General features: G+C 71.1%; 16 protein-coding genes. 5 read left to right on the top strand and 11 right to left on the bottom strand.

All coding sequences use genetic code 11. From position 1 onward, the window contains the following. The 5 genes from AC1DWH_RS08035 to AC1DWH_RS08055 all read right to left on the bottom strand — a co-directional run. A partial coding sequence (locus tag AC1DWH_RS08035) for a Gfo/Idh/MocA family protein (protein WP_477093233.1) occupies nucleotides 1-385 on the bottom strand: 385 nt, incomplete at its 3' end. Between the two features lie 521 nt (nucleotides 386-906). Beyond that, entirely contained in the window at nucleotides 907-1,593 is a 687-nt protein-coding gene (locus AC1DWH_RS08040; protein ID WP_477093234.1) for a hypothetical protein, read from the bottom strand. Nucleotides 1,594-1,926: 333 nt separating this feature from the next. After that, nucleotides 1,927-3,300 carry an FAD-binding oxidoreductase gene (locus AC1DWH_RS08045; protein WP_477093235.1) on the bottom strand — a complete coding sequence of 458 codons (1,374 nt, stop codon included), beginning with the start codon at nucleotides 3,298-3,300 and terminating at the stop codon, nucleotides 1,927-1,929. Between the two features lie 90 nt (nucleotides 3,301-3,390). Further along, complete coding sequence (locus tag AC1DWH_RS08050) at nucleotides 3,391-4,770, bottom strand: FAD-binding oxidoreductase (protein WP_477093236.1); 1,380 nt, start codon at nucleotides 4,768-4,770, stop codon at nucleotides 3,391-3,393. 64 nt (nucleotides 4,771-4,834) lie between these two features. After that, the gene (locus AC1DWH_RS08055) at nucleotides 4,835-8,398 is read right to left on the bottom strand and encodes a BTAD domain-containing putative transcriptional regulator (RefSeq protein WP_477093237.1); all 3,564 of its coding nucleotides are present in this window, start codon (nucleotides 8,396-8,398) and stop codon (nucleotides 4,835-4,837) included. A gap of 147 nt (nucleotides 8,399-8,545) precedes the next feature. On the opposite strand from AC1DWH_RS08055, the gene AC1DWH_RS08060 reads away from it, so the two are divergent. Then, nucleotides 8,546-9,025, top strand: coding sequence for a hypothetical protein (locus AC1DWH_RS08060; RefSeq protein WP_477093238.1), 480 nt, complete (start codon nucleotides 8,546-8,548; stop codon nucleotides 9,023-9,025). Between the two features lie 76 nt (nucleotides 9,026-9,101). Here the strand turns inward: AC1DWH_RS08060 and AC1DWH_RS08065 are convergent, their stop codons facing one another. Continuing rightward, nucleotides 9,102-15,482 (bottom strand): DUF3320 domain-containing protein, encoded by a 6,381-nt coding sequence (locus tag AC1DWH_RS08065; protein WP_477093239.1) that lies wholly within the window; start codon nucleotides 15,480-15,482, stop codon nucleotides 9,102-9,104. 233 nt (nucleotides 15,483-15,715) lie between these two features. On the opposite strand from AC1DWH_RS08065, the gene AC1DWH_RS08070 reads away from it, so the two are divergent. From AC1DWH_RS08070 to AC1DWH_RS08085, 4 genes are all read left to right on the top strand, one after another. Then, nucleotides 15,716-16,891, top strand: a complete 1,176-nt coding sequence (locus AC1DWH_RS08070; protein ID WP_477093240.1) for a class I SAM-dependent methyltransferase — start codon at nucleotides 15,716-15,718, stop codon at nucleotides 16,889-16,891. Further along, nucleotides 16,888-18,273 carry a MoxR family ATPase gene (locus tag AC1DWH_RS08075; RefSeq protein WP_477093241.1) on the top strand — a complete coding sequence of 462 codons (1,386 nt, stop codon included), beginning with the start codon at nucleotides 16,888-16,890 and terminating at the stop codon, nucleotides 18,271-18,273. Before AC1DWH_RS08070 ends, AC1DWH_RS08075 begins: the two co-directional genes overlap by 4 nt. Further along, on the top strand, nucleotides 18,266-20,263 hold the full coding sequence (locus tag AC1DWH_RS08080; protein WP_477093242.1) for a vWA domain-containing protein: 1,998 nt from the start codon (nucleotides 18,266-18,268) through the stop codon (nucleotides 20,261-20,263). Before AC1DWH_RS08075 ends, AC1DWH_RS08080 begins: the two co-directional genes overlap by 8 nt. Nucleotides 20,264-20,330: 67 nt before the next feature. Continuing rightward, a complete protein-coding gene (locus tag AC1DWH_RS08085; RefSeq protein ID WP_477093243.1) occupies nucleotides 20,331-21,227 on the top strand; it encodes an SDR family oxidoreductase in 897 nt (298 codons plus the stop codon). Between the two features lie 24 nt (nucleotides 21,228-21,251). Here AC1DWH_RS08085 and AC1DWH_RS08090 read toward each other — a convergent pair whose 3' ends face one another. The 5 genes from AC1DWH_RS08090 to AC1DWH_RS08110 are packed head-to-tail and all read right to left on the bottom strand — an operon-like array spanning nucleotide 21,252 to nucleotide 24,289. Then, nucleotides 21,252-22,013, bottom strand: a complete 762-nt coding sequence (locus tag AC1DWH_RS08090; protein WP_477093244.1) for an SCO1664 family protein — start codon at nucleotides 22,011-22,013, stop codon at nucleotides 21,252-21,254. Then, a complete protein-coding gene (locus AC1DWH_RS08095; RefSeq protein WP_477093245.1) occupies nucleotides 22,010-22,558 on the bottom strand; it encodes a DUF3090 domain-containing protein in 549 nt (182 codons plus the stop codon). Before AC1DWH_RS08095 ends, AC1DWH_RS08090 begins: the two co-directional genes overlap by 4 nt. Before the next feature lie 10 nt (nucleotides 22,559-22,568). Further along, nucleotides 22,569-23,276 (bottom strand): histidine phosphatase family protein, encoded by a 708-nt coding sequence (locus AC1DWH_RS08100; RefSeq protein ID WP_477093246.1) that lies wholly within the window; start codon nucleotides 23,274-23,276, stop codon nucleotides 22,569-22,571. Nucleotides 23,277-23,319: 43 nt separating this feature from the next. Next, the gene (locus tag AC1DWH_RS08105; RefSeq protein ID WP_456846065.1) at nucleotides 23,320-23,496 is read right to left on the bottom strand and encodes a DUF4236 domain-containing protein; all 177 of its coding nucleotides are present in this window, start codon (nucleotides 23,494-23,496) and stop codon (nucleotides 23,320-23,322) included. Nucleotides 23,497-23,542: 46 nt separating this feature from the next. Further along, nucleotides 23,543-24,289: a DUF2510 domain-containing protein gene (locus tag AC1DWH_RS08110; protein WP_477093247.1), complete on the bottom strand. Its 747-nt coding sequence runs from the start codon at nucleotides 24,287-24,289 to the stop codon at nucleotides 23,543-23,545. Between the last annotated feature and the right edge of the window lie 40 nt (nucleotides 24,290-24,329).

The following is a 24,329-nucleotide window of genomic DNA, read 5'->3' on the forward strand; positions in this document are numbered from 1 at the left end:
CCTCGGCAAGATCGAACACGAAAGGCTTCTCGACCAGGAGCGGAACGCCGCTGCGGATCAGCTGGAGCGTCGGGGCGAAGTGGTGCTCGTTCGGCAGCGCGACAGTGACGAGGTCCGGCTGGGCGGCGTCCAGCATCGCAGCGATGTCGGTGTAGCCCGTGGTGCCCGCCTCTGCTGCCTGCCGTCGTAAGCGCTCGTCAGTCCTCCCGACGATCGCGACGACGGTCGTGTCGGACCGCTCGGTGAACACCCGGATGTGCTGCCGCCCCCACCCGCCGGGACCGACGACCGCGACGCGCAGGGGCGCGCCGCTTCCGGAGTCGGAGAGTGCCGCCCCCGCTCCTTCGTCGGCGACACTGTTGACGACACCCGGGCTCTCGGTCATGACCTTCCCCCGTCGTCGGGCAGCGCGTTCCTGCAGTGAAACGTCACGCGGCGTGCGAGTCAATCGTCTGCCGGTGGCACCTCGGCGCCACCGCGCGCCCACGGCAGCATCGACACCAGCAGGTTCTCGACGTCCTGGTTCCCTGAACGGCTTCGGGGACTCCTCCTGGCTCGGCCGGACGAGCCAGCCGGTCGAGCAGGCACCCGCCTGAGTCCAGCTTCGTGGTGGGCGAGGTCATCAACGTCAACGGCGGAGCACACGTGCCCTGACCGCTGCGCCCAGGTGGACCCGTTCACTGCGGGAGCCTCGCGTGACCACGTCAACAGAACCGCTCGAATCGGGTCGGGTCGATGGATGTGCGATCGCGGACGTGCAGATCAGGCGTTCGGGCTTGTCTGTCGGGACTCGCCGAATCGCCTTCGACTCCCGCCACCGCGGCCCGACCCGACGTGGCCTCCCAACTGAATCACTGCAGTTCAAAGACCATTTCGACACGTAGGTCGTCCGACGTACGCGACGGCTCAGCTGAGCGCTGCGCAGAGCGGCGCCAGGGCGGACTCATCGCCGAGGCGGAAGTACTCGTCGAACGGGTGATGCGCAGACAGCTTCACCGGCTCGTCGGTGGCGGAGTCGATGAGCGAGGTCCCGGCGTCGGTGAGGATCGTCCCTCCGCCGGGGAGCCAGGCCCGCGTGCCCAAGCCGCTGACCGCCGTGGTCCCCGACGCGACGTCCCCGGGGGTCCCGAGGTTGTGAACCACTGTGTCGTGCTGGCTCCACAAGGCGATGAGGCCGGTGTCTGGATTGGTGAACGTGCCGTCGAGGTACTCACGGAAGTGCCGTTGCAGCAAGTTGCCCTCGGCGTCGTAGAGCCGCTTCCCTACGACCGAGCGAGCCTGCGTCACCAGCAACTCGGTGCCGTCGCAGACGATGCCAGACGGCTCGTCGATGATGTCCGGGTCACTGAACGCGAGGCTGCAGGAGATGTGGCTCCCGGTGCGGAAGCAACTGGCATTGAAGGATTCTGGCGGCGGCGGGTTCAGTGTGCCCGGGTCAACAGATTCTTTGGCCGCGGCGGGTGCGGCGAGCGACAACGTGACGAGGAGAGCGCCGACAACCACCACGACGAGCCTCCGGAACCGACGGCCGGGATGGACGCGACGGACCGTTGCACCGTGGAAATCGGAACTAGAAACGTGATCGGCGCGCATGCGGGGACTCCGTCCGGGAGGGATCTGATGGATCCGCGCGCGATCTCAGCCTCGCGCGTCTGTGCGCCTGGGCGGTCGCTCAGCCGATGTGCCCCGGGGCGCTGCCACTTCCAGGTATAGCCCTGCCGGGCTTGGCTGTCACCGGCGATGCACCGAGTGGAGCTGTCGCGAATGCCCGACGCACGCCTGGGTTCCGACCTACGCAAAAGCCGCGCGGAACTCGACTGGGGTCCGCGTGGCTCGGGCCCGGGATATCCGGGCCCGAACCCACGCGTCAGGAGTGGAGAAGGACTCCAATTCGCAGGCGCCGGCTGGTTGCGGCGACAGCATCCCTCACGCCAGCACGCCACCGATTGCCATCACCCCGTCGGGGTCGTAGGCCCGGATCGCCCGACGCAGCCGCGCGATCGTCACCTCGTCGTACGCGTCCACGTACTCCTCGGGCGTGAAGGTGAAGTTGGGCAGCCGGTACCCGCCGGTCCACGGACGCATCGCCTCCAGGATCGCGGCCGCGTGGTCCTGCACTCCGGGGATCATGGCGATGCCGACGACCAGGAGCGAGTACGCCACGTCGCGCGAGGCGAAGGCGCTGGGGTGCTCGCCGCCCCGCGAGATCGCCCCGCCCAGCTGGCGCACCTCGACCAGCACCTGCGGTGACGGCGCCCCCGGTCCGGTCAGCGCGAGCAGCGCGTCGACCGCCGCCTGGGGGAAGTCCGTGAGCACGGCCGCCGCCTCGTGGGCCGGCACCGGGTCCAGCGGGTCCGTGTGCACGGAGTCGATCGCCGTGTAGGGCTTGTGGGACACGTCGTCGAGGAGCACGGGCGCTGCCGCGCGGATCGGGGCGAAGCGGCGCTCGCCCTCGTCGGCGTCGCCGGTCCACACGTAGCGCACCGAGAGCGTGAGCCGGCCGGCGAGCTGCGGGGGAACTCCCGGCATGTCGGGAAGCTGGAACAGCGCGAACGACGTGGTGCCGAGCTCGGGAAGGTCGTCGGACCAGGCCCGCCACTGGTCGATGACGGTCGCGGCGTCCGTGCCGTCGAACCACAGCGAGCCGCCGTAGAACATCGGCTGGTGCACCAGGTTGAACTCGATCGCCGTGACGATGCCGAGCATGCCCTTCCCGCCGCGCAGGGCGAAGAACAGGTCGGGGTGCTCGGTGGGGGTGGTCCGGCGCAGGACGCCGTCGCCGGTGACGACCTCGATGGCGCGCACCAGGTCGATCGCGAGCCCGTAGGTCCGCGCCATCGGCCCGAGGCCGCCGCCGGTGGTGTAGCCGACGATGCCGACGTCGGTGATCGATCCGGACAGCGGTGCCAGCCCGTAGGGGGCGGCAGCCTCGACGACGCGCAGCCACTTCACGCCGGCCCCGACCCGGGCCCAGCCCTCGGGGTGGACGACGACCTCGTCCAGGCGGGAGGTCGTGACGACCAGCTCCGTGAGGAGGTCGGCCATCGGGCCGTGGCCGGTGGCCTGGGGGGTCACGCGCAGGCCGTGCTCCGCGGCGAAGCGCACCGCCTCGACGACGTCCTGGTCCGTCTCCGCGGCGAGGACGGCTGCGGGCCGCACGGGGATCGCGACATTCCATGGCGTGACGAGTGCGTCGTACTCCTCGTCGTCGGGGGTGGCGACGGTGCCCTGCGTGCGTGCGCTCAGCTCGGTGAACGGCACGGGGGCGGTGAGTCTGGCGGCGTTGTGGGCGAAGTTCATGACAGCCTCCGGGGCTTCGTTGTTGGTGGTGTGGCACCACCGTGGACCCGGAGCCTTGAGCCGACCTTGCCGCCGACTTGAGCCCGAAACTCAAGCCGGGTGGGGCGACAGGAACAGCCCGTGGGGGTCGGCCGCCGCCCGGATGTCGACCAGTCGCTGCCACGAGCTAGCCGGCCAGCCGCGCTGCTCGTCCACGTCCGGGTCGGCCATGAGCAGGTACTCCGACCCGGTCGCCCACGGCTGGAGCGCCCGCGTGACGCGCAGGGCGTCGCGGCGCACGGCGGACCAGCCCGCGCCCTGGTCCATCCCCACGCAGAGGACCAGGAACGAGCCGTCCATGCGGTCCAGGGCCCCCGCGCGCGGGGCCGGGCGCGACAGCGCGCCGTCGAGCTGGCGCAGCTCGACGAAGAGCAGGCCCGAGCCCGACCCTTCGCCCGCGGTGGCGACCAGCGCCTCCACCGCGCCCTCGGGCAGACCGCCGACCAGCACGCTGTTCGCGTACACCGCCGTCGGCGCGACGGGGTCGATCTGGAGGTGCGCGACGGACGCCGCGGAGCGCTGCTCCACCGTGTCGATCTCCGGGCGCAGCGCCCGCAGCGGGCCGAGCATCCGCATCGCCGCCTCGCTGTCCGCCAGCACGACGGCGTCGATCATCACGAACCGGCGACCTCGGACGTCGGCCGGCAGCCACGGTTCGTCGGGCGCCTGCAGGAGCCGGGCGACGCTCGTCGCGGCCTCCGGCGCCTCCGCGGCCCACGCACCCCACTCCGTCAGCACACGCTGGGCGTGGGTCATGTCCCAGGCGAGCATCCCGGCGTACACGGTGCTCACCGGGAGCAGGTCGAACTCGAGCGCGGTGACCACGCCGAAGCCGCCGCCCCCGCCGCGCGCCGCCCACAGCAGGTCGCTGTCGACGTCGTCGGTCGCGCGCACGAACGTGCCGTCAGCGAGCACCAGCTCGACGGCGGTGAGCGCGCTGCACTGCAGTCCGTACCGCCGGGCGTACCAGCTCAGCCCGCCCCCGAGGGACGACCCGACCACGCCGACGCTCGGGCCGGAGGTGTGCAGGGCCGCGAGGTTCACGCGGCCGGCTCGCTCCACGACGTCTCCCCAGAGCACGCCGGCACCGACCCTCGCGGTGCGTCGCGCGGCGTCGATGCGCAGCTCGGTCATGGCCGAGGTCCGCAGCAGGACGGCGTCGTCGAGATGACCCGAGAGGGGAGGGGCGCCGTGACCGGTGCCCTGCGGCGCGACCTTGAGCCCCGCCGACGCGGCCGCGCGCAGCACCGTGGACACCTCCGGGGGGAAGGCCGGATACGCGACGGCGGCAGGGTAGGACTCAGCCTGGAGGTTCCACGGCAGGCGCGACTCGTCGTACGCGGGATCGCCGGGGAGGTGGACCGCGCCGCCGCACAGGCCGCGCAGCACCTCCGCCCGGGACGGGGCGAGTGGCGCTGGCTCGGGGACCATGGGGCTCCTCACGATCGGGGCTCTCCAGCGTGCCAAGAGTGACTTGAGATGGACTTGAGCCGGGTCATGGCGCGGACGCCTGGGTGGTCTCGAGGACGGCCCGCACCGTCCCGGGCGTCAGGAACAGCCGTTGGGCGACCCCATTGACGTCGAGCCCGGTCGCGGCCAGCTCCATCACCCGCCGCTGCCGGCTCGTGATCCGGGTGGGTGCGCCGTTGGCATCCGCGACGATCTCTCCCCACTGGGCGAGTGCCGACGCCGCCTCGCGAACGACGGTGCCGGCACCGCAGGCCAGGGCGGTGGTGTACGCGGCCCGCAGGAGGTCCACGGATTCCGCGCGGGCGATCCCCTCGGAGCGGCCGAGGGCGAGCTGGGCGCGGGCCTCCTCCAGGACGGCGGACGTCCCCGTCAGGACCTCGACGGCCTCGCGCAGGTCTGCCATCCCGTCGGCGCCACGGAGCTCACCGAGCAGCCGCAAGGACGGCCCGAGCGACGTGGGCGCGCCCCAGAGTCGCTGGAGGTCGACCTCCTCCTGCGCCAGCGCGACCGCCTCCTCCGTGCGCCCGAGCCCGGCGAGTGCCCGCGCCTGCAGTCCACGCCACGGAGCCCACGCGGGGTTGGCCACGGGGGACCAGGCGACCGGGCCGGTGAGCTCGGCCAGGGCGTCGGAGGGTCGACCCAGCTCCAAGAGCAGTCGCGCGGCCGAGTCCCGCAACAGCCTGCCGCCGTCGCCGACCCACGGCAGCGCGCGACTCTCGTCCAGGCTCGAGGCGGCCGCGTCGAGGTCGCCCAGGTCGGTGAGGACGCCGAGCGTGAAGGCGGCCGCGTACGTCGCGGTGGCCCCGGAGATGCCCCAGACGCGCTGCTGCTCGACGGCGTCGGCGAGCGACTGCAGCGCGTCGTCGAGCTGGCCGCGACGCCACTGGGTGAAGCCCCGCCAGATGTTCACGGAGAGGGCGGCGAACAGTCCGCCCGTCGCGTGCGCCCGCGCCAGAGCGCGGTCCCAGAAGTCGCCGAGCTCGTCGTCGGCAACCAGCCGGACGGTGGCGGCCACGATCCAGAGCAGACCGCTGTCGATCGCCTGGAGTCGATCTCCCTCCAGGGCGAAGCGAGCCAGTCGCACCGCACCTTCTCGATCCCGGCCGTCGCGCAGCAGCTCGTACGACAGCGTCGCGGCGAGCATGCGTGCCCCGTCGCCGTCCCCCGACACGACGGGCGTCGGACCCGCCCGGTAGGAGTCGGCCGGCAGTCCGTGCATGTAGCCGGCGATGCGCTGCAGCGCGATCAGGCCCTGCCGCTCGTCTTTGAGCTCGTCGGGGAGCGCGGCCGCCGCAGCGCTCGCGAACGTCGTGGCCACGCCCGGAGGGGAGACGAAGACGTGGGTCCGGGCGATGTCGATCGCCAGGCTGGCGCGCTCGCGGGGATCGTCCAGGGCGTCGTACGCGTCGCCGAGGTGGGCCACGCCGGACGGCCCGTCGACGTGGGTCTCGACGCGCCCGAGCTCGACGAGCACGCGAGGGCGATCGGGCCCGGACACCGGCTCCTCGAGGGCCCGCCGCAGGAGCCCCGCGGCCGCGTCCGAGGCGCCACGGGAGATCGCCGTGCCGGCCGCGGCGCGCAGCAGCTGCACCGTGGCGGCGCTGCCTCGGCGTGGCGCCCGCAGCAGGTGGACGGCGACCTGCTCCGGGGTGGCGCCCTGCGCCAGCAGCACCTGGGCGGCCCGGTCGTGGTGCAGCGCCCGCTCACCGACGGGGAGGTCGTCGTAGACCGCGTCGCGGACCAGCGGGTGGACGAACGTCAGGTGCCGATCGTCGGTGAGGATCTCGCTGCGGCTCAGGATGTCGAGAGCAGTGGCCATCTCGGCCTCGGGCTGCTGGGCGAGTGCTGCCACGGTGGGCAGGTCCGCGGCGTCGCCGAGCACCGCGACCGCGCGCGCGGCGGCCGTGACCGTGGACGGCATCCGGCGCAGGCGCAGCGTCACCAGCGACGAGACGGCGCGGGAACCGACCGCGCGCACGGTGTCGACGTGGGAGACGTCGGGCCGGACACCTTCGTCGGCCAGGGCGCGCAGCAACTGTCGTAGGAGCAGCGGGTTGCCCGAGGTCATGCGGTGGCAGGCGTCGACGAACGCGTCAGCACCTTCGCCGAGCCTCTCCTGGACAAGCTGCGCGGCCGCCCCCGCGGACAGGGGTGCGGGCCGGAGGACGGTGACCGACGGGTCCAGGGCGAGGTCGGCGAGGAGCGCGTCGTCGGGATGCTGCTCGCCGGTCCGCAGCGCGAGGACGACGAGGACCGGGAGGCCCTCGAGCCGCTTGACCAGGTACGCGAGGTAGCGCAGCGACGCGCTGTCGCACCACTGGATGTCGTCGACGCAGATCACCAGCGGCCCATTGGCGGCGAGGTTCACGGTGAGCCAGTAGAGGCCGTGCAGCACCGCAAAGCTGCCGCTGTCCGTGGCGTCGATGCCGGCCACGTCCTCGAAGACCGCCGTCGCGACGGAGGCGGCGCCGGCGAGGAGCGTGTCGCGGGCGGCGGGGTCGCTGGTGCACGGTTCGAACAGCTGACGCACGGCGCCGAAGCCGAACGAGCGCTCGAGCTGGCTGCCGCGGGCGGACAGGACGCGCACCTGCGCCGAGGTCGCCAGCCGCACGGCCTCGACGAGCAGTCGCGACTTGCCGATGCCGGCCTGACCCTCCACTAGGACGCAGCCGGCACCGCCGTCGACGAGCTCGCCGACCATCCGCCGCAGCGCCGTCACCTCTCGTTCGCGGTCGACGAGGTCGGTCGGTGCGACCGGCACGGCGGGGGCCTTCTCCACCGGCAGGTCCACGTGCACGTGCACCGGCCGGGCCGGTCCGTCGAGGGCGGGTGACTGGGCGAGCACCTCCGCCTCCAGCGCCCGGAGTACAGGCCCCGGGTCGACGCCGAGCTCCTCGGCGAGCGTGTCGCGTGCCCGTCGCAACGCCGCCAGAGCGCCCGCCTGCCGCTGGGCCCGGTAGAGGGCGAGCGCCAGCAGGCGCCAGCGCTCCTCGCGAAGCGGGTCCTCGGCGACGAGCGCCTCGAGCTCGCCGATGACTACGGCGGCGTCACCGAGCTGGAGCCGGGTCTCCAGGCGGCGCTCGCGGGCCACGGCGTGCAGCTCGGTGAGCCGCAGTGCCTCGGCCTCGGCCCACGGCTCGCCGAGGTAGTCGGCGTACGCGGGGCCGCGCCACAGCCGCAGGGCGTCGTCCAGGGTGCACACGGCCTCGGCCGGCGCGAGGCCCGCCGAGGAGTCCACCGCCTGCTCGAAGCACCACGCGTCGACCGCGTCGGGCTCGAGCCGCAGGACGTACCCGGCCGCCTCCCGGGCGAGAACGCCGTCGCGGGTGCGGGCCGCCGCCTCGGGCTGGAGGGCTCGCCGCAGGTGGCTGACGTAAGCCTGGAGGGCGCCGGCCGGGTTCGCCGGAGCGTTGTCCCCCCAGACGTAGCCGGCGAGACGGTCGTCCGGAACGACCTGGTCGCGGGCGATGACCAGAGCCGCGAGGACGGCGCGCTGACGTCGCCCGCCGAGGTCGACCACCGCGCCATCGCGCGTGGCCGACAGCTCGCCGAGCACCCGGAGTCGCACGGTCGTCCCGAGGTCCGCCACGCTGCCCACTCTGCTCCTGAGAACGGGACCCGATTGCCCGAAAGGGCTGGTCCGGCGCGTGACACAAGCCATCCGCAGGACCGGCTCAAGGGTCCCGCGGCACGGTCGGACTCGGCAACCCCGCCACCCGAACGAGGAGACCAGACGATGAACCGCACGATGAGGGCCGCCGCAGTGCTCGGAACCCTGCTCACGCTCGCCACAGCAAGCCCGGCCATGGCCGCTCCGCGGCCAGCCATCGACCTGCGCGGAGCCGACGTCGGCTCGTACGCGCTCGACGCCGACGGGACCGCCCACGTGAGTGGCACGGTCACCGGCAGGCCGTTCGGCGGGACCTACACCGCCGAGCTCGCCGGCGCGGACGGGAGCCTCCCGGCGCCCGGCGAGTGCGAGCCGGCGACCGCAGCCGTCCACGTGACCGGAACGAGGCACCGCACCCTGGACCTCGCGGCGACGGGCGAGGTCTGCGGCAGGTGGGTCGACGCGACCTACGTCGTGACGCACGACTTCGTCGGGCAGTACGTCGTGACCGACGCGTCCGCCCGGAGGCTCCGCGGGACCGACGGCTGGATCTCGGTGATCCTCGCCACCGAGGGCCGGGCGAACGTGGAGGCGATCGACACGTGAGGTGACCGGGCCGGCTGTCCGTGAATCTGGTGCTCAGTCTGGTCGCTCCTGGCACAGGCCTCGACGCGACCGAGGCTCAGGCTTGGGGCGACCGGTGGACGCCGTCTGGGCCCCGGTCGAGCCGGCCTTCTCTGACGGCGAACGCCAGCGCGGAGGCGAGGCGCGCCTTGATGGAATCGGTCCGACGCCGGCCTCCGAACATCTGGAGAGCCGCGAGCATGATGTCTTCGTCGTCCATCCCACCCGATTCCTCGGCGGAGATTCGCATGGCGTTCGCGATCTCGTTCATCGAGATCTCCTCGAGCGGCCGGATCTCCCCAGGTGTTGGCACGCGGGCGAACGGCCACTCGGTCGGGTTTACGCCGCTCGGCCAGTAGAAGCCGTCGCCGTGTGCTGGCCTGTGCTCTGACGGCACGACGTGAAGGATGGCGCGCTTGCGATCGTCGTTCACGCGGCTCAGCTGGAACGCCCCCGCGACCAGCTTGGCCAAGCGATCCGGCTGGATGGGGCCTTCCGCCTCGATCGCAGCCTGCGCGGCACGCGCCACTTGGCTCGTGGCACTCCGATAAGGAAGGTCGTCCAGCACCGAGCGGTCACCCAGTCTTCCGGGCGCCCATTCCGCATAGTCACGGACGAGAGGGTGGCGCGTGTGAAGGGGACGCAACGAGGTGGCCGACTGAGCTCGAACAAGCCCGGGCGTCTCGATGTGATCGCGGACGAACTGCGGCGGTGAGGCCTCTGCGCTCGGCGCTGCCGACGCCGCTAGGAGCGCACGCGCTCTTTCGTCCCGTGCGGCAACCATCGACTCCCTCAAGCGATTGAGCGTGCCTTCGCGGTCCTGCATCCACTCCGGGAGCCAGACGCGCTCGACGCCTGGCCAGCGCATCATCGCTTTCAGCACGTCGACGGGTAGTCCATCCCGGTCGGCGACGGTTCTCCGCGCACGCCAGTTGGGTCCGTCCAGGAGGATCGCGAGCAGCGGCTGGTCCGGGTGGTCGGCGTCCGCCACGGAGATGTCAACGCGGAAGTCGGAGAGGCCGACGTCAGTGCGCACGGCGAAGCCGGCGAGACGCAGCTCGTTCGCAATGTCGTCGCGGTGTCGGTCGATGACGGACTGACGGTGGCCGACATCCTGGACGGCGTCGACGCCACGGGCCGCGAGCTCGAGGTAGGCCTTCAGGTGCTTGGTGCCCACCTGCGTCGTCTCTTCGGCACGGAGCTGGCCGGGATCGAAACTGGAGTACAGGACGACCTGACGACGAGCCCGTGTCACCGCGACGTTGAGACGACGCTCACCGCCGGGCTTGGACAGCGGACCGAAGTTGAGCGGGACGACACCCTTGTCGTTGGCGCTGAACGCGACGGAGAACAGGACGCAGTCGCGCTCGTCGCCCTGGACGTTCTCAAGGTTCTTCACGAAGAGTCCGTCGGGCGCGTCGAGAGCGTGCGCGATCCGGTCGTCGCCGCTGTCGCGCAGCAGGTTCTCGATGAGGTCGCGCTGCTGGGCGTTGAAGGTGATGACGCCGACAGAGGGGACGAGGTCGGGGGACGCCCAGAACCGTTGCCGCACATCGTCGACGATTGCTTCGGCCTCGACCCGGTTGGTCCGCAGCGAACGACCGCGGCCGCCGCGCTCGAAGGCGCCGTTCACACGGACCAACGAGATTCCGTAGCCGTCGGGATGATCGCGGGTGTCGCGTGGCAACGGGGCGGGGAACGAGGACAAACGGTTCTCGTAGTAGCGCTGGTTGCTGAACGCGATGAGCGACTCGTCCTGGCTGCGGTAGTGCCACGAGAGCCACTTGCTGGGCACGCGCGCCTGGACGCACTCGGTGAGGATCGACTCTTCGTCGACGACGTTCTCCGGCAGGTAGTCCTCGTCATCGTCCGCGCTGGCGCTCGCCTCGGCGAACTGTGTCGGCGGCATCTGCTTGCTGTCGCCGACCACGACGACGGATCGTGCGCGTCCCATCGCGCCAACGGCGTCCGCCACCCGGATCTGCGACGCCTCGTCGAACACGACGATGTCGAACAGGTCAGCGCGTGCGGGAAAGAAGCGAGCGACGGACTCGGGGCTCATCAGGGTGCACGGCATGATCTGCGTGATCAGCTCGCCGAAGTTGTCGAGCAGTGCGCGCACGCTCATCCCACCTCGCTGTCGCTCGAGCTGGCGTCGCAGTCCACCCATCTGCCCGGTCGCGGCACCGGCGCTGAACCGGCGCGCTTCGAGGATGGCCTGGGGGAGCGCGCGCGGGAGCTCGTTCCGGACGGCCCGCGATGCGGTCGTGAATCGGTCGATCGTCCGGTTGTGGCTCGAGATGTCGAAGTCACCGAGTGCTGTCGCCTCGGTTCGCTCTTCGAGGGACGCGAGGGCAATGCCACGGTCGAACGCGATCACCGCATCATCGGGCGTCAGGGCTCCGTCGAGCAGCGCTTCTCGTGCAGAGTTGAGGCTGTGCGCGCGGAGCGGCTCGACGGCGCGGATCAGGTCGAGCCAACGCTGCAGCACCGTGGGCGTCTCCACGTGGCGCTCAGCTCGGGTCTGCCACCACGTCGGCAGGAAGCCCGACGCGTCCCCCCAGGCCGCGGCCAGACTCTCGTCGATGGCACCGGTGCGGGCAAGTGCTGACCATGCCGCGGCGACCGCACTGAGCTCGGCGTTCAGGGCGCCGGGCTGCGAAGGCGCATAGTACGCGCGAAGCGCGTCTCGCCACGGGGTGCCGTCTGCAGCCAGAACGTCGCCGGTCCACGTCAGCCAGCCGATCTCGTCGCGCACGCGCGCGGCCTGCTTGTGGACTGCGGGGTTCCAGGTGGCATCGACAAGTGGGATCGGAACCTGCCGGGCGGCGTCTCGGGCAGACGACACGCGGGCGAAGGTGTTCGCCATGTCGGCCGTGAGTGTCGAGAGCGTCTGCACGTCAATAGCGGCCGCCGGGACGAGGAGCAGGTCAGCGAACTGCGCGAGCACGGCCCGACGTCGCTTCTTGCGTCCGAAGAACCCGGAGGCATCGGCGGCGAGGGAGGCCTGGTGCAGCGCGGCAACATCGCGATCCATCACCTCCGCACTTACCGACTGTCGCCAGGCGCTCGCGTCTGCGGTCAAGGCGTCGAGCTCGTGGTGAAGAGCGGTGAGATGGCTGCGCCACGCCGGTGAGTGCAGGGCATCGATGGCATCGATCGGATGGCGCGGAGCGCTGGCGAGCCGTGCCCAGATCTCGGCGTCCTTCGGTGATCTGACGCTCTGCAGCAGGTCGACGACGGACGCGCCAGACGCCTCGATCCGCGCGAGTGCGACATCCAGCTGTCGTCCGGCAGTCGACACGGACTCGGTATCCACTGGCGTCGCGCGCTCGTCAAGGAAGCGCCACGGGTGCTGCGGTCGTGGGCGGGCGAGGTCGGCAAACTCCGGAACTCGACGGAGCGCGGAGCGGATCTCGTCCACCTGCTCGGCCGTTCCCGACGCGACGAGTGCCGGTGGCACGTACATCGGGGGCACCGTGTGGTCCGACGCGAGGTCGAAGGCTCGCGCCGAGTAGAGCGAGTGGCCGACTCCGTTGGTCTCGTGCAGGCGCTCCGCATAGATGCTGAGCCGGCGCCGGGACGCATCGACTGTCTCGATGCCGGACTTCATGGCGTCTGCGTCGGCGCGCACCTGCAGCTCGAGGGCTGCGCGGATCTGGCCTCGCACGGCCGCGGGCCGGGCGCCCTTGTCGTGCAGGTCGAGCGACAGCTCGGCCAGACCGACTTCGGACAGCCGCTTCTTCACGACGTCTAGTGCGGCGCGCTTCTCGGCCACGAACAGGACGCGACGCCCGGACGCGACTGAGCGAGCCAGCAGGTTGGTGATCGTCTGCGACTTGCCGGTACCGGGAGGTCCCTCGAGGACGAAGGTCTGGCCTTCTACTGCGTCATGCACGGCTTCGAGCTGGGAACTGTCGGCCGGTACCGGCACGAGCGTGCCGAGCTCGTCAAGGTCGACTGCCGTGCCGGACTCGACGGGGTCGGCGAACGGCTCGAGCGGCGAGTGGATCAGATGGTGCACGAGCGGGTTCGTCGACAGCGTCCGCCAGTGCTCGTCGAGATCCTTCCACAATGGGAACTTCGCGAACTGCAGGATGGCGAGATCCACCGTCTCGTCCACGCGGAACGGCAGACCTGCGCGGACGACCGCTTCGCGCAGTGCCCCGAACGCGGCAGCGAGGTCGACACCTGAAGCGTCTTCGGCCGGGTTCTCCAGAGCTGGAACTTCGAGCCCGAAACTCACTCGGAGCTTCTCGAGCAGGCAGTAGTTCGGCGTCGACGCCCCCGACTCGTCGATGGTCAATCGGTACGTCTCACCGCGGCTCGTCGTTGACAACGTCACCGGCACCAGGATGAGCGGAGAGCGCAGATCGCGTTCAGCGAACCGCCACCGGAGCATTCCGAAGGCCAGGTAGAGGTTGTTCGACCCCGTCTCCTCGACGATCGTCTTGGCCTTGTATGCGAGGTAGCGCAGCTTGGTCTTGTAGCTCGCCGAGGTGATGTCGACAAAAGCGGCCTTCTTGTCCGCGAGCATTACCTCGCGGTCACGTTCGGGCAGGTCGCGTCCGAAGCGGATCCCACGCGCGGCGTCGACGGAGCTGACCGCGTCCGACGCGACGAGGGTGATTGGCGTGCTGGCGTTGACCTGGTCCTCGAGGCGATGGATCGCCGTGCCGGGAACCTCGACGTGAAACCCGGAGCGGTCGGTGTAGTTGATGAGCTTGTTCCGCAAGCTCAGGTCGAGCAGTGCGTTCTTCCAACGGGCAACGCGTGGCGGCTCCGTGTCGCGCTCGCCTGCCGGGCGATCGGAGGAACCGCTGCCGTGATATGGCGCGATCACCGGCCCAGCGCCCGCCTCGTAGACAGAGACCACGACCTGCCCGTCCGGACCGGTCGAGCGGCTGGGCAGCGGGTAGATCTTGGCCAGCCGTGCCTGCCGAACGTCGGTCACGCCCAGGACGTTGGCTAGACCGTCCTCAAGGCGTCGCCGCGGAGCCCGGGTCGCATCATCGAACGGGGCGCCGTCGGCGCCGCCGGCAAGCATCGTCGTCTCCACCAGGGCGATGTGCCCGAGATCGACGAGATTGACGATCTCGTCGGCATCCACTGACGTCACCGCCGGCAGGCTCGAGTCCACCCGCCAGTAGCCGAGGAAGACGTGTCCTCTGAGCAGCCAGAGTGTCGAGTTGATGCCCGCCTGCTCCAGCGCAGCCGCGAGGGTCACAGTCGTGTCGAGGCAGGTGCCGAGACGCCCCACGAGCACCTCGTGCGGCGTCCGGACCTTCTGCCCCCTGACGCCCCAGCTCGCCGGTGGCTCCGCGTAGCGGATGTCCCGGGCCGACATGGCCTCGTACACCGACTGGACGATCGCGTCGACCCGCTCTGGGCTCTCGCTCTGGTATCCGTTCAACGAAGAGTCGCCGGTGAGTGCGCGCAGGCGATCAGACGTCTCAACGAGGAGCGGTGCGACGGCGGCGGAATTGGGCTGGACGTGCGCCGCGAGCATCTCCATCGCGAGCTGCACTGGCTCGGCCATCCACTGCGAAGCGGCGAGCACCTTCACGTCCGACGAGACCGTAGAGAGCGCCGCGCCGGCAGAGTCACGCAGCGTCGCGACGACGCGCCCGGGCTGCTGCTCCTCGACCGCGAGCATGCGCCCGGGGTCGAGCACGAGATCGATCGTGCGCAGCGTGGTCGTCTGACCGTCTGCGAGGTCCAGGAGCAGCACCTTCGGACCACCGAGAGAGCCACCCGCGCACACCACGTCGATCTCCAACGTGGCGCCGCGCACATCGGGTCCTGCGTGCGCAACAGCAACCTCGTCGATCACCAGGACTCGGCAGTGCGCCATCGCATAGCTCAGGACGGGGAGGGCGCCAACGGTGATCCGCGGGCCGGCCGCGCTGCCGGCCGCCGGAAGTTGGGGGGCGGCACCGACCGCTGCTGCCTCCGACTCGGGCTCGTCAACCGAGACATCGGCCTGCAGCGCCGGGGCCGGAGCCGGGAGGAGCCCGGACTTCAGCAGCGCGACTTCCCCTGCTTGCGAATCGGCGCCGACCTCCCGAAGGAGCAACTCGGCCGAGTCGAGCGCCCGGAACGCACTCGCAGCGCTGAAGTGCTGGTTGTGGGCCCACTGGTTGCGGATCTGGCGCAACTCGCTCGCGTAGTTCTGCGCTTGGCGGGACACCGACCTGCTGAACGGGTAGCCGAGATCCCCAAGGCGCTCCGTCATGGCGCGCAGCAGCAACGAGAGGTCCCGCTCGGAGTACACGCCACCACGTTTGCCGGCCAGCGCGTCCTTGCGCCGGAGCACTTCGGTCCACGGCAACTCGGCGGGCAACACGTCGGCGAAGGTGCGGTCGACGAACGGCGTGAGCCCATCGATCAGCAGCGCGAGTGCGTCGCCGACCTGGGAGTGGTGGTCGACGTCGTCCAACTCACGTACCTCGTCTCGTTCGGCGGCCGGATCCCATGATGATGCCTACCACTGACGGCACCACGAGGGGCCTTCATTCGTCATCGGTCCCGATCCCTGAAGACCTGAGAACGACGGCGCTGGTGCAGCGGCGATCGTGCATATCCCCTGACATCGTTCGTTGACCTCGGCCACGGAATGGCTCGGGATCTTCCCCGAGGAGGTTCGGCTCGTTCACAGTTAGCCTCGGTGCCGTGGATCCACCGGCCGGGCACAACGACACCGACGTCCTCGCCAACCTCCGCCGATACCCCGACCTCGAGGCCCCCAACCTGCACGCGGTCGACGCCAGCGACCGGCTGATCCTCGACGAGGCCGCGCCGGCGCTGGCGGAGGCCAAGGGCGAGGACGTCGTCGTCATCGGCGACCACCACGGCGCGCTGACCCTCGGCGCGATCGCGCGGCACGGGCTCACCGGCATCCGCACGCACCAGGACCGGCTGCTCGGCGAGCAGGCGCTGCACGCGAACGCCGAGCGGCTCGGCCTCGACGGGTTCGCTTCGGAAGGGCTGACCCCGGAGCTCGTCGCGGGGGCCAAGCTCGTGCTGCTCCAGCTCCCGCGGTCGCTCGACGCGCTCGACGAGATCGCGGCCCTGATCGCCGACCACGCCGACCCGAAAGTGAGCATCTATGCGGGCGGCCGGGTCAAGCACATGACGCCGGCGATGAACGACGTCCTCGGGCGCCACTTCGCCAGCGTGCAGGCGCACCTCGCGAGGCAGAAGTCGCGCGTGCTCATGGCGACAGAGCCGAAGGCCGAGCGGCCCGAGAATCGCTGGCCCGAGCGCCAGGTGCACCCGGACCTCGGCATCACCGTCTGCGCCCACGGCGGCGCGTTCGCCGGGACGGGGATCGACATCGGCACCCGCGCCTTGCTCCAACACCTCGACGCGATGCCGTCTGAAGCGAAGAACGCCGTCGACCTCGGCTGCGGCACCGGGGTTCTCGCTGTGCTCCTGGCTCAGGCGAACGAAGCTCTGACCGTCACGGCGACCGACGAGTCGGCGGCCGCGGTGGCCTCCGCCCGGGCGACGGTCGCGGCGAACGGTCTACAACAGAGAGTCGCCGTGGTGCGCGCGGACGGCGCAGGCCCAATGGACGACGCGAGCGTCGACCTCGTCCTGCTCAACCCGCCGTTCCACGTCGGCGCCGCGGTGCACGACGGGGTGGCGAGGACGCTGTTCGCCGAGGCCGCGCGTGTCCTCAAGCCCGGTGGCGAGCTGTGGGCCGTGTGGAACTCGCACCTGCGCTACCGGCCGGCGCTGGAGCGCATCGTCGGACCGACCCGGCAGGCCGGCCGCGACCCGAAGTTCACCGTCACGGTGTCCACACGCACAGGGGAGAAACCGGACGTACGCTCGACGGGATGATGCGTCCCACAGCGTCCACGGTCGGCGAGCTCCGCGCCTCCGGCCACGTCCACACCACCGTCCGCGAAGAGATCCGCGCCAACCTTCTCGCTGCCCTCCGGGACGGCCGGGATCCGTGGCCCGGCATCCACGGGTTCGACGACACCGTCATCCCGCAGCTCGAGCGGGCCCTGATCGCCGGCCACGACATCGTGCTGCTCGGCGAGCGCGGCCAGGGCAAGACCCGGATCCTCCGCACCCTCCAGGGCTTGCTCGACGAGTGGTCCCCGGCCATCGAGGGGTCCGAGCTCGGGGAGCACCCGTATGAGCCGATCACCGCCGCGAGCAAGCGCAAGGCAATCGCACACGGTGAGGACCTTCCCATCACGTGGCGCCACAAGAGCGAGCGGTACGTCGAGAAGCTCGCGACCCCGGACACGAGCGTCGCGGACCTCATCGGCGACGTGGACCCCATGAAGGTCGCCGAGGGCCGCGCGCTCGGGGACCCGGAGACGATCCACTTCGGCCTGGTCCCGCGCGGGCACCGGGGCATCGTCGCCATCAACGAGCTGCCCGACCTCGCCGAGCGCATCCAGGTCGCGATGCTCAACGTGATGGAGGAGCGGGACATCCAGATCCGCGGCTACGTGCTGCGCCTGCCGCTCGACGTGCTCGTCGTCGCCACCGCGAACCCCGAGGACTACACCAACCGCGGGCGGATCATCACGCCGCTGAAGGACCGGTTCGGCGCCGAGATCCGCACGCACTACCCGACCGAGCTCGCCGACGAGGTCGCGGTCATCCGCCAGGAGGCCGTCCTCCACGCGGACGTCCCCGACCACCTCATCGAGATCCTGGCCCGCTTCACCAAGACGCTGCGGGAGTCGAGCGCAGTCGACCAGCGCAGCGGGGTGAGCGCCCGGTTCGCCATCGCGGGCGCGGAGACCGTCGCCGCGTCGGCGCTGCACCGGGCCGCGCGGCAGGGCGAGGAGCACGCGGTCGCCCGGCCGGTCGACCTCGAGACCGCCGTCGACGTGCTCGCGGGGAAGATCGAGTTCGAGTCGGGGGAGGAGGGGCGCGAGGACGAGATCCTCGACCACCTGCTCCGCACCGCGACGGCGGAGACGGTCCGGGCGCACCTGCGGGGCGTCGACTTCGGCATCCTCGTGGACGCGATCCAGGGCGGGGCGATGGTGACCACGGGCGAGCAGGTCACGGCCCGCGACGTGCTGGCCGGCCTGCCGTCGCTGGGGGAGTCCGAGCTCTACGACGAGATCTGCACCCGCCTGGGCGCGACGAACGACGGCGAGCGGGCCGCCGCGATCGAGCTTGCGCTGGAGGGCCTGTACCTCGCGCGCCGGATCAGCAAGGAGTCCGGGGGCGGCGAGACGATCTATGGCTAGAGCCAATCGCCGGCTGACGCGACGAGCGCGGTACGTCCCATACGTCGACGGGCCGGACCCGCTGGCGCCGCCGGTCGACCTGGCCGAGGCCTTGGACGCGATCGGCGCGGACGTCATGGCGGGCTACTCGCCCGAGCGGGCGATGCGCGAGTTCCTGCGGCGCGGCGGTCGGGACCAGGCGGGCCTGGACGAGCTGGCGCGACGGGTCGCCGAGCGGCGCAGAGAGCTGACATCGGAGAACAACCTCGACGGCACGCTGCAGGAGGTCAAGGAGCTGCTCGACCGGGCGGTCCTGGCCGAGCGCAAGCAGCTGGCGCGCGACGTCGACATGGACGAGGGCGACCGCGCCCTGGCGCAGATGCAGCTCGACAACCTGCCGTCGTCGCCCGCGGCGGCCGTCAACGAGCTCAACGGCTACGACTGGCGCAGCGCCGAGGCGCGGCAGGAGTTCGAGAAGATCAAGGACCTGCTGGGTCGGGAGATCCTCGACCAGCGCTTCGCCGGCATGAAGCAGGCGCTGGAGAACGCGACGGACGAGGACCGGGCCGCGCTGAGCGAGATGCTGGCCGACCTCAACGGGCTGCTCGACGCGCGCAAGCAGCACCACGACACGCAGGAGCAGTTCGACGACTTCATGGCCAAGCACGGCGAGTACTTCCCGGAGAACCCGCAGAACCTCGACGAGCTCCTCGACGCCCTCGCGCAGCGGGCGGCCGCCGCCCAGCGGATGCGCAACTCGATGAGCAGAGAGCAGCGCGAGGAGCTCGATGCGCTCGCCCAGCAGGCGTTCGGCTCGTCGGAGCTCATGGACCAGCTCGGCCAGATGGACGACGCTCTCAGAGCGCTGCGACCTGGCGAGGACTGGGGCAGCTCGGAGCGACTGGACGGGGAGAACGGGCTCGGGCTCGGCGACGGCACCGGCGTCTTCCAGGACCTCGCCGACCTCGACGCGCTGGCCGACCAGCTCGCACAGTCCTACCAGGGCTCCCAGCTGGACGACCTCGACCTCGAGAAGCTCGCGCGCCAGCTCGGGTCCGACGCGGCCGTCGACGCCCGCACCCTGCAGCGGCTGGAGAGGGCGCTGAGCGAGTCCGGCACGATCCGGCGCGGCTCGGACGGCCAGCTCCGGCTGACGCCCAAGGCGATGCGCCAGCTGGGCAAGGCGGTCCTCAAGGCGGTCGCCGACACGATGTCCGGGCGCACGGGCGGGCACGACGTCCGCCGCTCCGGCGCCGCCGGCGAACCCTCGGGATCGACGCGCGAGTGGGCGTTCGGCGACACGGAGCCGTGGGACGTGAGCCGGACGATCACCAACGCGCTGGCCCGCGGGTCCCGCAGGATCGAGGTCGGCGACGTCGAGATCCAGGAGACCGAGGCGCGCACGCAGGCGTGCGTCGCGCTGCTGGTCGACACCTCGTTCTCGATGGCGATGGAGGGTCGCTGGGTGCCGATGAAGCGCACCGCGCTGGCCCTCCACACGCTGGTCACCACCCGGTTCCGGGGCGACGACCTGCAGCTGATCGGCTTCGGTCGCAGCGCCCAGGTCATGCAGATCGAGGAGCTGGTGGGGCTCGACGAGAAGTGGGAGAAGGGCACGAACCTGCACCACGCCCTGCTGCTGGCCAACCGGCACTTCCGCAAGCACCCGAACGCCCAGCCGGTGCTGCTCATCGTCACCGACGGCGAGCCGACGTCCCACCTGGAGTCCGACGGCGAGGTCTTCTTCGACTACCCGCCCCACCCGGTGACGATCGCCCTCGCGGTGCGCGAGCTCGACGGGTCGACGCGCCTGGGTGCGCGGACGACCTTCTTCCGCCTCGGCGACGACCCGGGGCTCGCGCGGTTCGTCGACGCCATGGCCAAGCGGGCGGGCGGGACGGTCGTCACGCCCGAGGCCGACGACGACCTGGGCGCCGCCGTCATCGGCTCGTACCTGAGCTCGCGCCGCAGCGGCGCCTTCGGTGGCTGGGGTCGCGACGACGAGTGGTGACCGGCTCTCAGATCGATATCGTTATCAAGCGATCGGCGCCGCTGCCGGCCGCGTGAGGGAGATGACGATGTCGCCGGACCAGCTCACGTTCGACAACCCGGTCGAGCGCCACTCGCACATCAAGCCGCACGCCTCGTGGCAGCCGCTGCCGGGCCTCGACGCGGAGCTCGACCCGAAGGCCGACCACGGCGAGACCAGCTATCGCGGTACGGGTCGCCTGCCCGGCCGCAAGGCGCTCATCACGGGCGGCGACTCGGGCATCGGCGCGGCGGTAGCGATCGCGTTCGCGCGCGAGGGTGCGGACGTGGCCCTCAGCTACCTGCCGGAGGAGCAGGTCGACGCCGAGGCCATCGCGGCGCTGGTGCGCGCGGAGGGCCGGACGGCGGTCCTGCTCCCCGGCGACATCCGGGACCGCGAGGTCTGCCGGTCCCTGGTCGCCGATGCGGTGGAGGGCCTGGGTGGGCTCGACATCCTGGTCAACAACGCGGCGCACCAGGTGTACCACCAGACGTTCGACGAGCTGGACGAGGCCGACCTGGACCGCACGATCCAGACGAACCTCTACGCGATGTTCTGGATCACGCGGGACGCCCTGCCGCACCTCGGCCCGGGGTCGACCATCATCAACAGCACCTCGGTGCAGGGGTACAACCCGTCGCCGATGATCATCAACTACGCGTCCACCAAGTTCGGCATCATCGGCTTCACCAAGGCGCTCGCCGCCGACCTGGCGCCCCGCGGCATCCGCGTGAACGCCGTCGCGCCCGGGCCGGTGTGGACGCCGCTGCAGGTCTCGGACGGGCAGCCCACCGAGAAGCTGAACGGCTTCGGGGACTCGTCCTGGCTCGGTCGGACGAGCCAGCCGGTCGAGCAGGCGCCGGCCTACGTGTTCCTCGCCTCGCCCGAGTCGAGCTTCGTGGTGGGCGAGGTCATCAACGTCAACGGCGGGGCGAACGTGCCCTGACGTGCAGGTGTGCGGCCCGCTCGCTCAGAAGAACGGCCAGGGGAACGCCGGCATGTCGCCGCGAGGACCGGGGAACGTGGCCCTGCGCAGCAGCCGGTCGCAGCGGGTGGCCAGGGCGTCGAGCTCCTCGTCGCTGAGGAGCTGGGCCAGGCGCTGACCGAGGTCGCCGTCCAGGTGCATCCGCACGCGTTCCACGCCGGACACCTCGTCGGGAGTCAGCGTCTCGCCCCGCCAGCCCCACAGGACCGTCCGGAGCTTGTGCTCGTCGTGGAAGCTGACGCCGTGGTCGACGCCATAGCGATGGCCGTGTGACGTCGGGAGGATGTGGCCGCCCTTGCGGTCGGCGTTGTTCACGACGACGTCGAAGACGGCCATCCGGCGCAGCGCGGGGGAGTCCTCGTGGATCAGGGTCAGCGGCTGGTCGTCGTCGTCGATGCCCTGGAAGACCGCCCGCCAGCCCTCCGGCGGCACGGCCTGCGCCGGCACGATGTCGACTGGGTCCTGCTCGGCGTCGGGCTCCTGCCAGACCTGCACCATGCCCGGCCCCATCGGTCCGTCGCGCAGGAAGGTCAGCGGCACGATGTCCCAGCCGAACGCCTCCGAGACCAGGTAGGCGGCCACCTCGCGGTTCGCCAGCGTGCCGTCGGGGAAGTCCCACAGCGGCCGCTCGCCGGCGACGGGCTTGTACACGACCTGGACGTCGCCGATCGTCGCCAGGAACGTCGCGTTCGACGCAACCGTGATGCGCCCGACGAGCTCGAGCTCACCGGCGCCGAGGTCGGTCATGACTCCTCAGGCGCGCCGCACACGTGGCTGTCGTCGTCCATCGGCCTGCCGCACCGCGGGCACAGGGGGCGGCCCGACCGGACGACCTGGCGGGTGCGCTGGACGAACGCCCGGGCGGTCCCGACGGGCATCCGGACCAGGAGCATCTCGCTCGCGTCCTCCGGCTCGGCCGGCTCCTCGTCCTCGGCGGTCTCCTCCAGCGGGAACGCCTCGACGATGACCTGCGCGGTCGAAGGATCCCAGCCCAGCCGCATGAGTCCGGCGCGGAACTGCTCCTCGACGGGCTGGTCGAGCGGGTCGTTGTCGACGAGCTCGGCGGGTGTGTCGGCCGGGACGCTGAACCGGTTCCCTTCGTCGGCCATCAGAGCGTCGAGGATCTCGTCGATCTTCTCCGCGAGCACCGCGGACTGCTCCTTCTCGAGCCCGACGCTCGTACTGCGGGCGCCATCGCGGACCTGCAGGTAGAAGCTCCGCGAACCGGGGCTTCCCACGGTGCCGACGACGACGCGGTCGGGCCAGTCGAACAGGTGAACAAGGGCCGGCATGTCGCTCACTTTACGAGTGCGCCGGTGCAGCCGCTCCGGGACCGGCCCCGCCCCCGACCGGTGCGTCGCCGACCGGAGCAGCGGCGCGCAGCCAGGACAGGTCGCCCGAGTCGGTGTTGGTCGCCACCACCTCGGGGCGGGTGGAGCCGTACCGGACGATCGAGACAGAGCCGGGGTTGACCGTGATGCGCTGGAAGAGGTCGAGCTCCATACCCAGCGCGTCGGCGAGGACGGACTTGATGATGTCGCCGTGCGTGACCGCGACCCACACCGCGCCGGCGCCGTGCTCGTGCTCGAGTGCCGCGTCGTGCCTGCGGATCGCCGCCACCGACCGCGCCTGCATGCCGGCCATCGACTCGCCTCCCGGGAACACCACCTCGGACGGCTTCGTCTGCACGACCGACCACAGCGGCTCCTGGGCGAGCTCCTTGAGCGGACGGCCCTGCCACTGCCCGTAGTCGCACTCGACGATGCCCGACTCGAGCTGCACCGTCGGGGAGCCGTCCTGCCGCTCCGCGATGATCCGCGCCGTCTGCCGGCACCGCGCCAGTGGGCTCGAGATCACCGCGTTCAACGGCACCGCTGCGAGCCGCTCCGCTGCGCGTTCGGCCTGGCTGCGCCCGACCTTGTCGAGATCGACCCCCGGGGCGCGTCCGGTCAGGATCCCCGCGACGTTCGCCGTGCTGCGGCCGTGCCGGACGAGGATGACTGTGGCCATGAGGGGAGCCTAGGCACCCGCAGGTGATTGGAGGCCGTCAGGATCACTTGCCGAGTCGTCGCCGATAGGACAACCCCGTACCGGGTACCCGGAGCGTCATGTTCGATCCGCCCTTGCTGCTCTGCACCCGCCACCCGCGGCCGCCCAGGCTGGCACCGAGACCGCGTCGCGACAGGGTGAGGCGGAACGGTCCGAGACCGAACGACTTCCGGATGAGCACGTGACGCCTTTCGCTGAGGAAGACAAACGGGGTACCGACAGCTCCGCTACATGCGGCTCAGGATGTCGGCCTTCTTGCTCGAGAACTCGTCGTCGGTCAGGATCCCCGCGTCGCGGAGGGCTGCCAGCTTGGTGATCTGCTCGAACAGGTCGTCGGGTCCTGGGCCGGACTCGATGGCGTCGACGGTGATCTCCGCGGCCACCTGTGCGGGGGCGCTGGCCACGGCGGGCCGAACCTGCTCGTAGCTGATCTCCCGGCGGATGGTGTTCGTCGCCTGGTGACGCAGGGCGTCGATGTGGATCGACCGGTGCTCGAGCGCGAGCCGTGCGTCGCGGGCGGTCGCGTTGATCACGCGCTGCGCCTCGTTGCCGTCGCGGATGTCGTCCATCGTCACCGCCCCGCGTGAGGCTCCGCTCTGGACGTGCACGGTGACCGTGTACACACCCCGGGCCTTCTGAGTCATCGACTGCCGGACGTCCACGTCGATCACGTCGGCGACGGGGACCTGCTGGGCGTCGGTCCGCAGGGTGCCCTTGGAGAGGTGGAGGTAGTAGATGTCGAGTCGGTACTGGCCGGTCGTCAAGCCACCGACGCCCTTGCCGACCGCGGACCAGAGCGTTCCGTCCGGAACGGCGAACTCGTTGGACGTGAGCCGTCCGGCGGCGCTCTTCAGCAGCGACGTCTTGGCCGGCGCCTGGATGTGCTCGGTCCAGGCGGAGCCGTCCCAGTAGCGGGAGTGGCCGCCGTCGACCGGGTACCAGCCCGCAGGGGCCTGTTGGGCGTTCGTGGTCATAGCTGGGTTCTCCGATTCCGAGAATTCCGCGCACGACGAG

It is taken from the genome of Cellulomonas sp. P2_F12 (genome assembly GCF_056403775.1).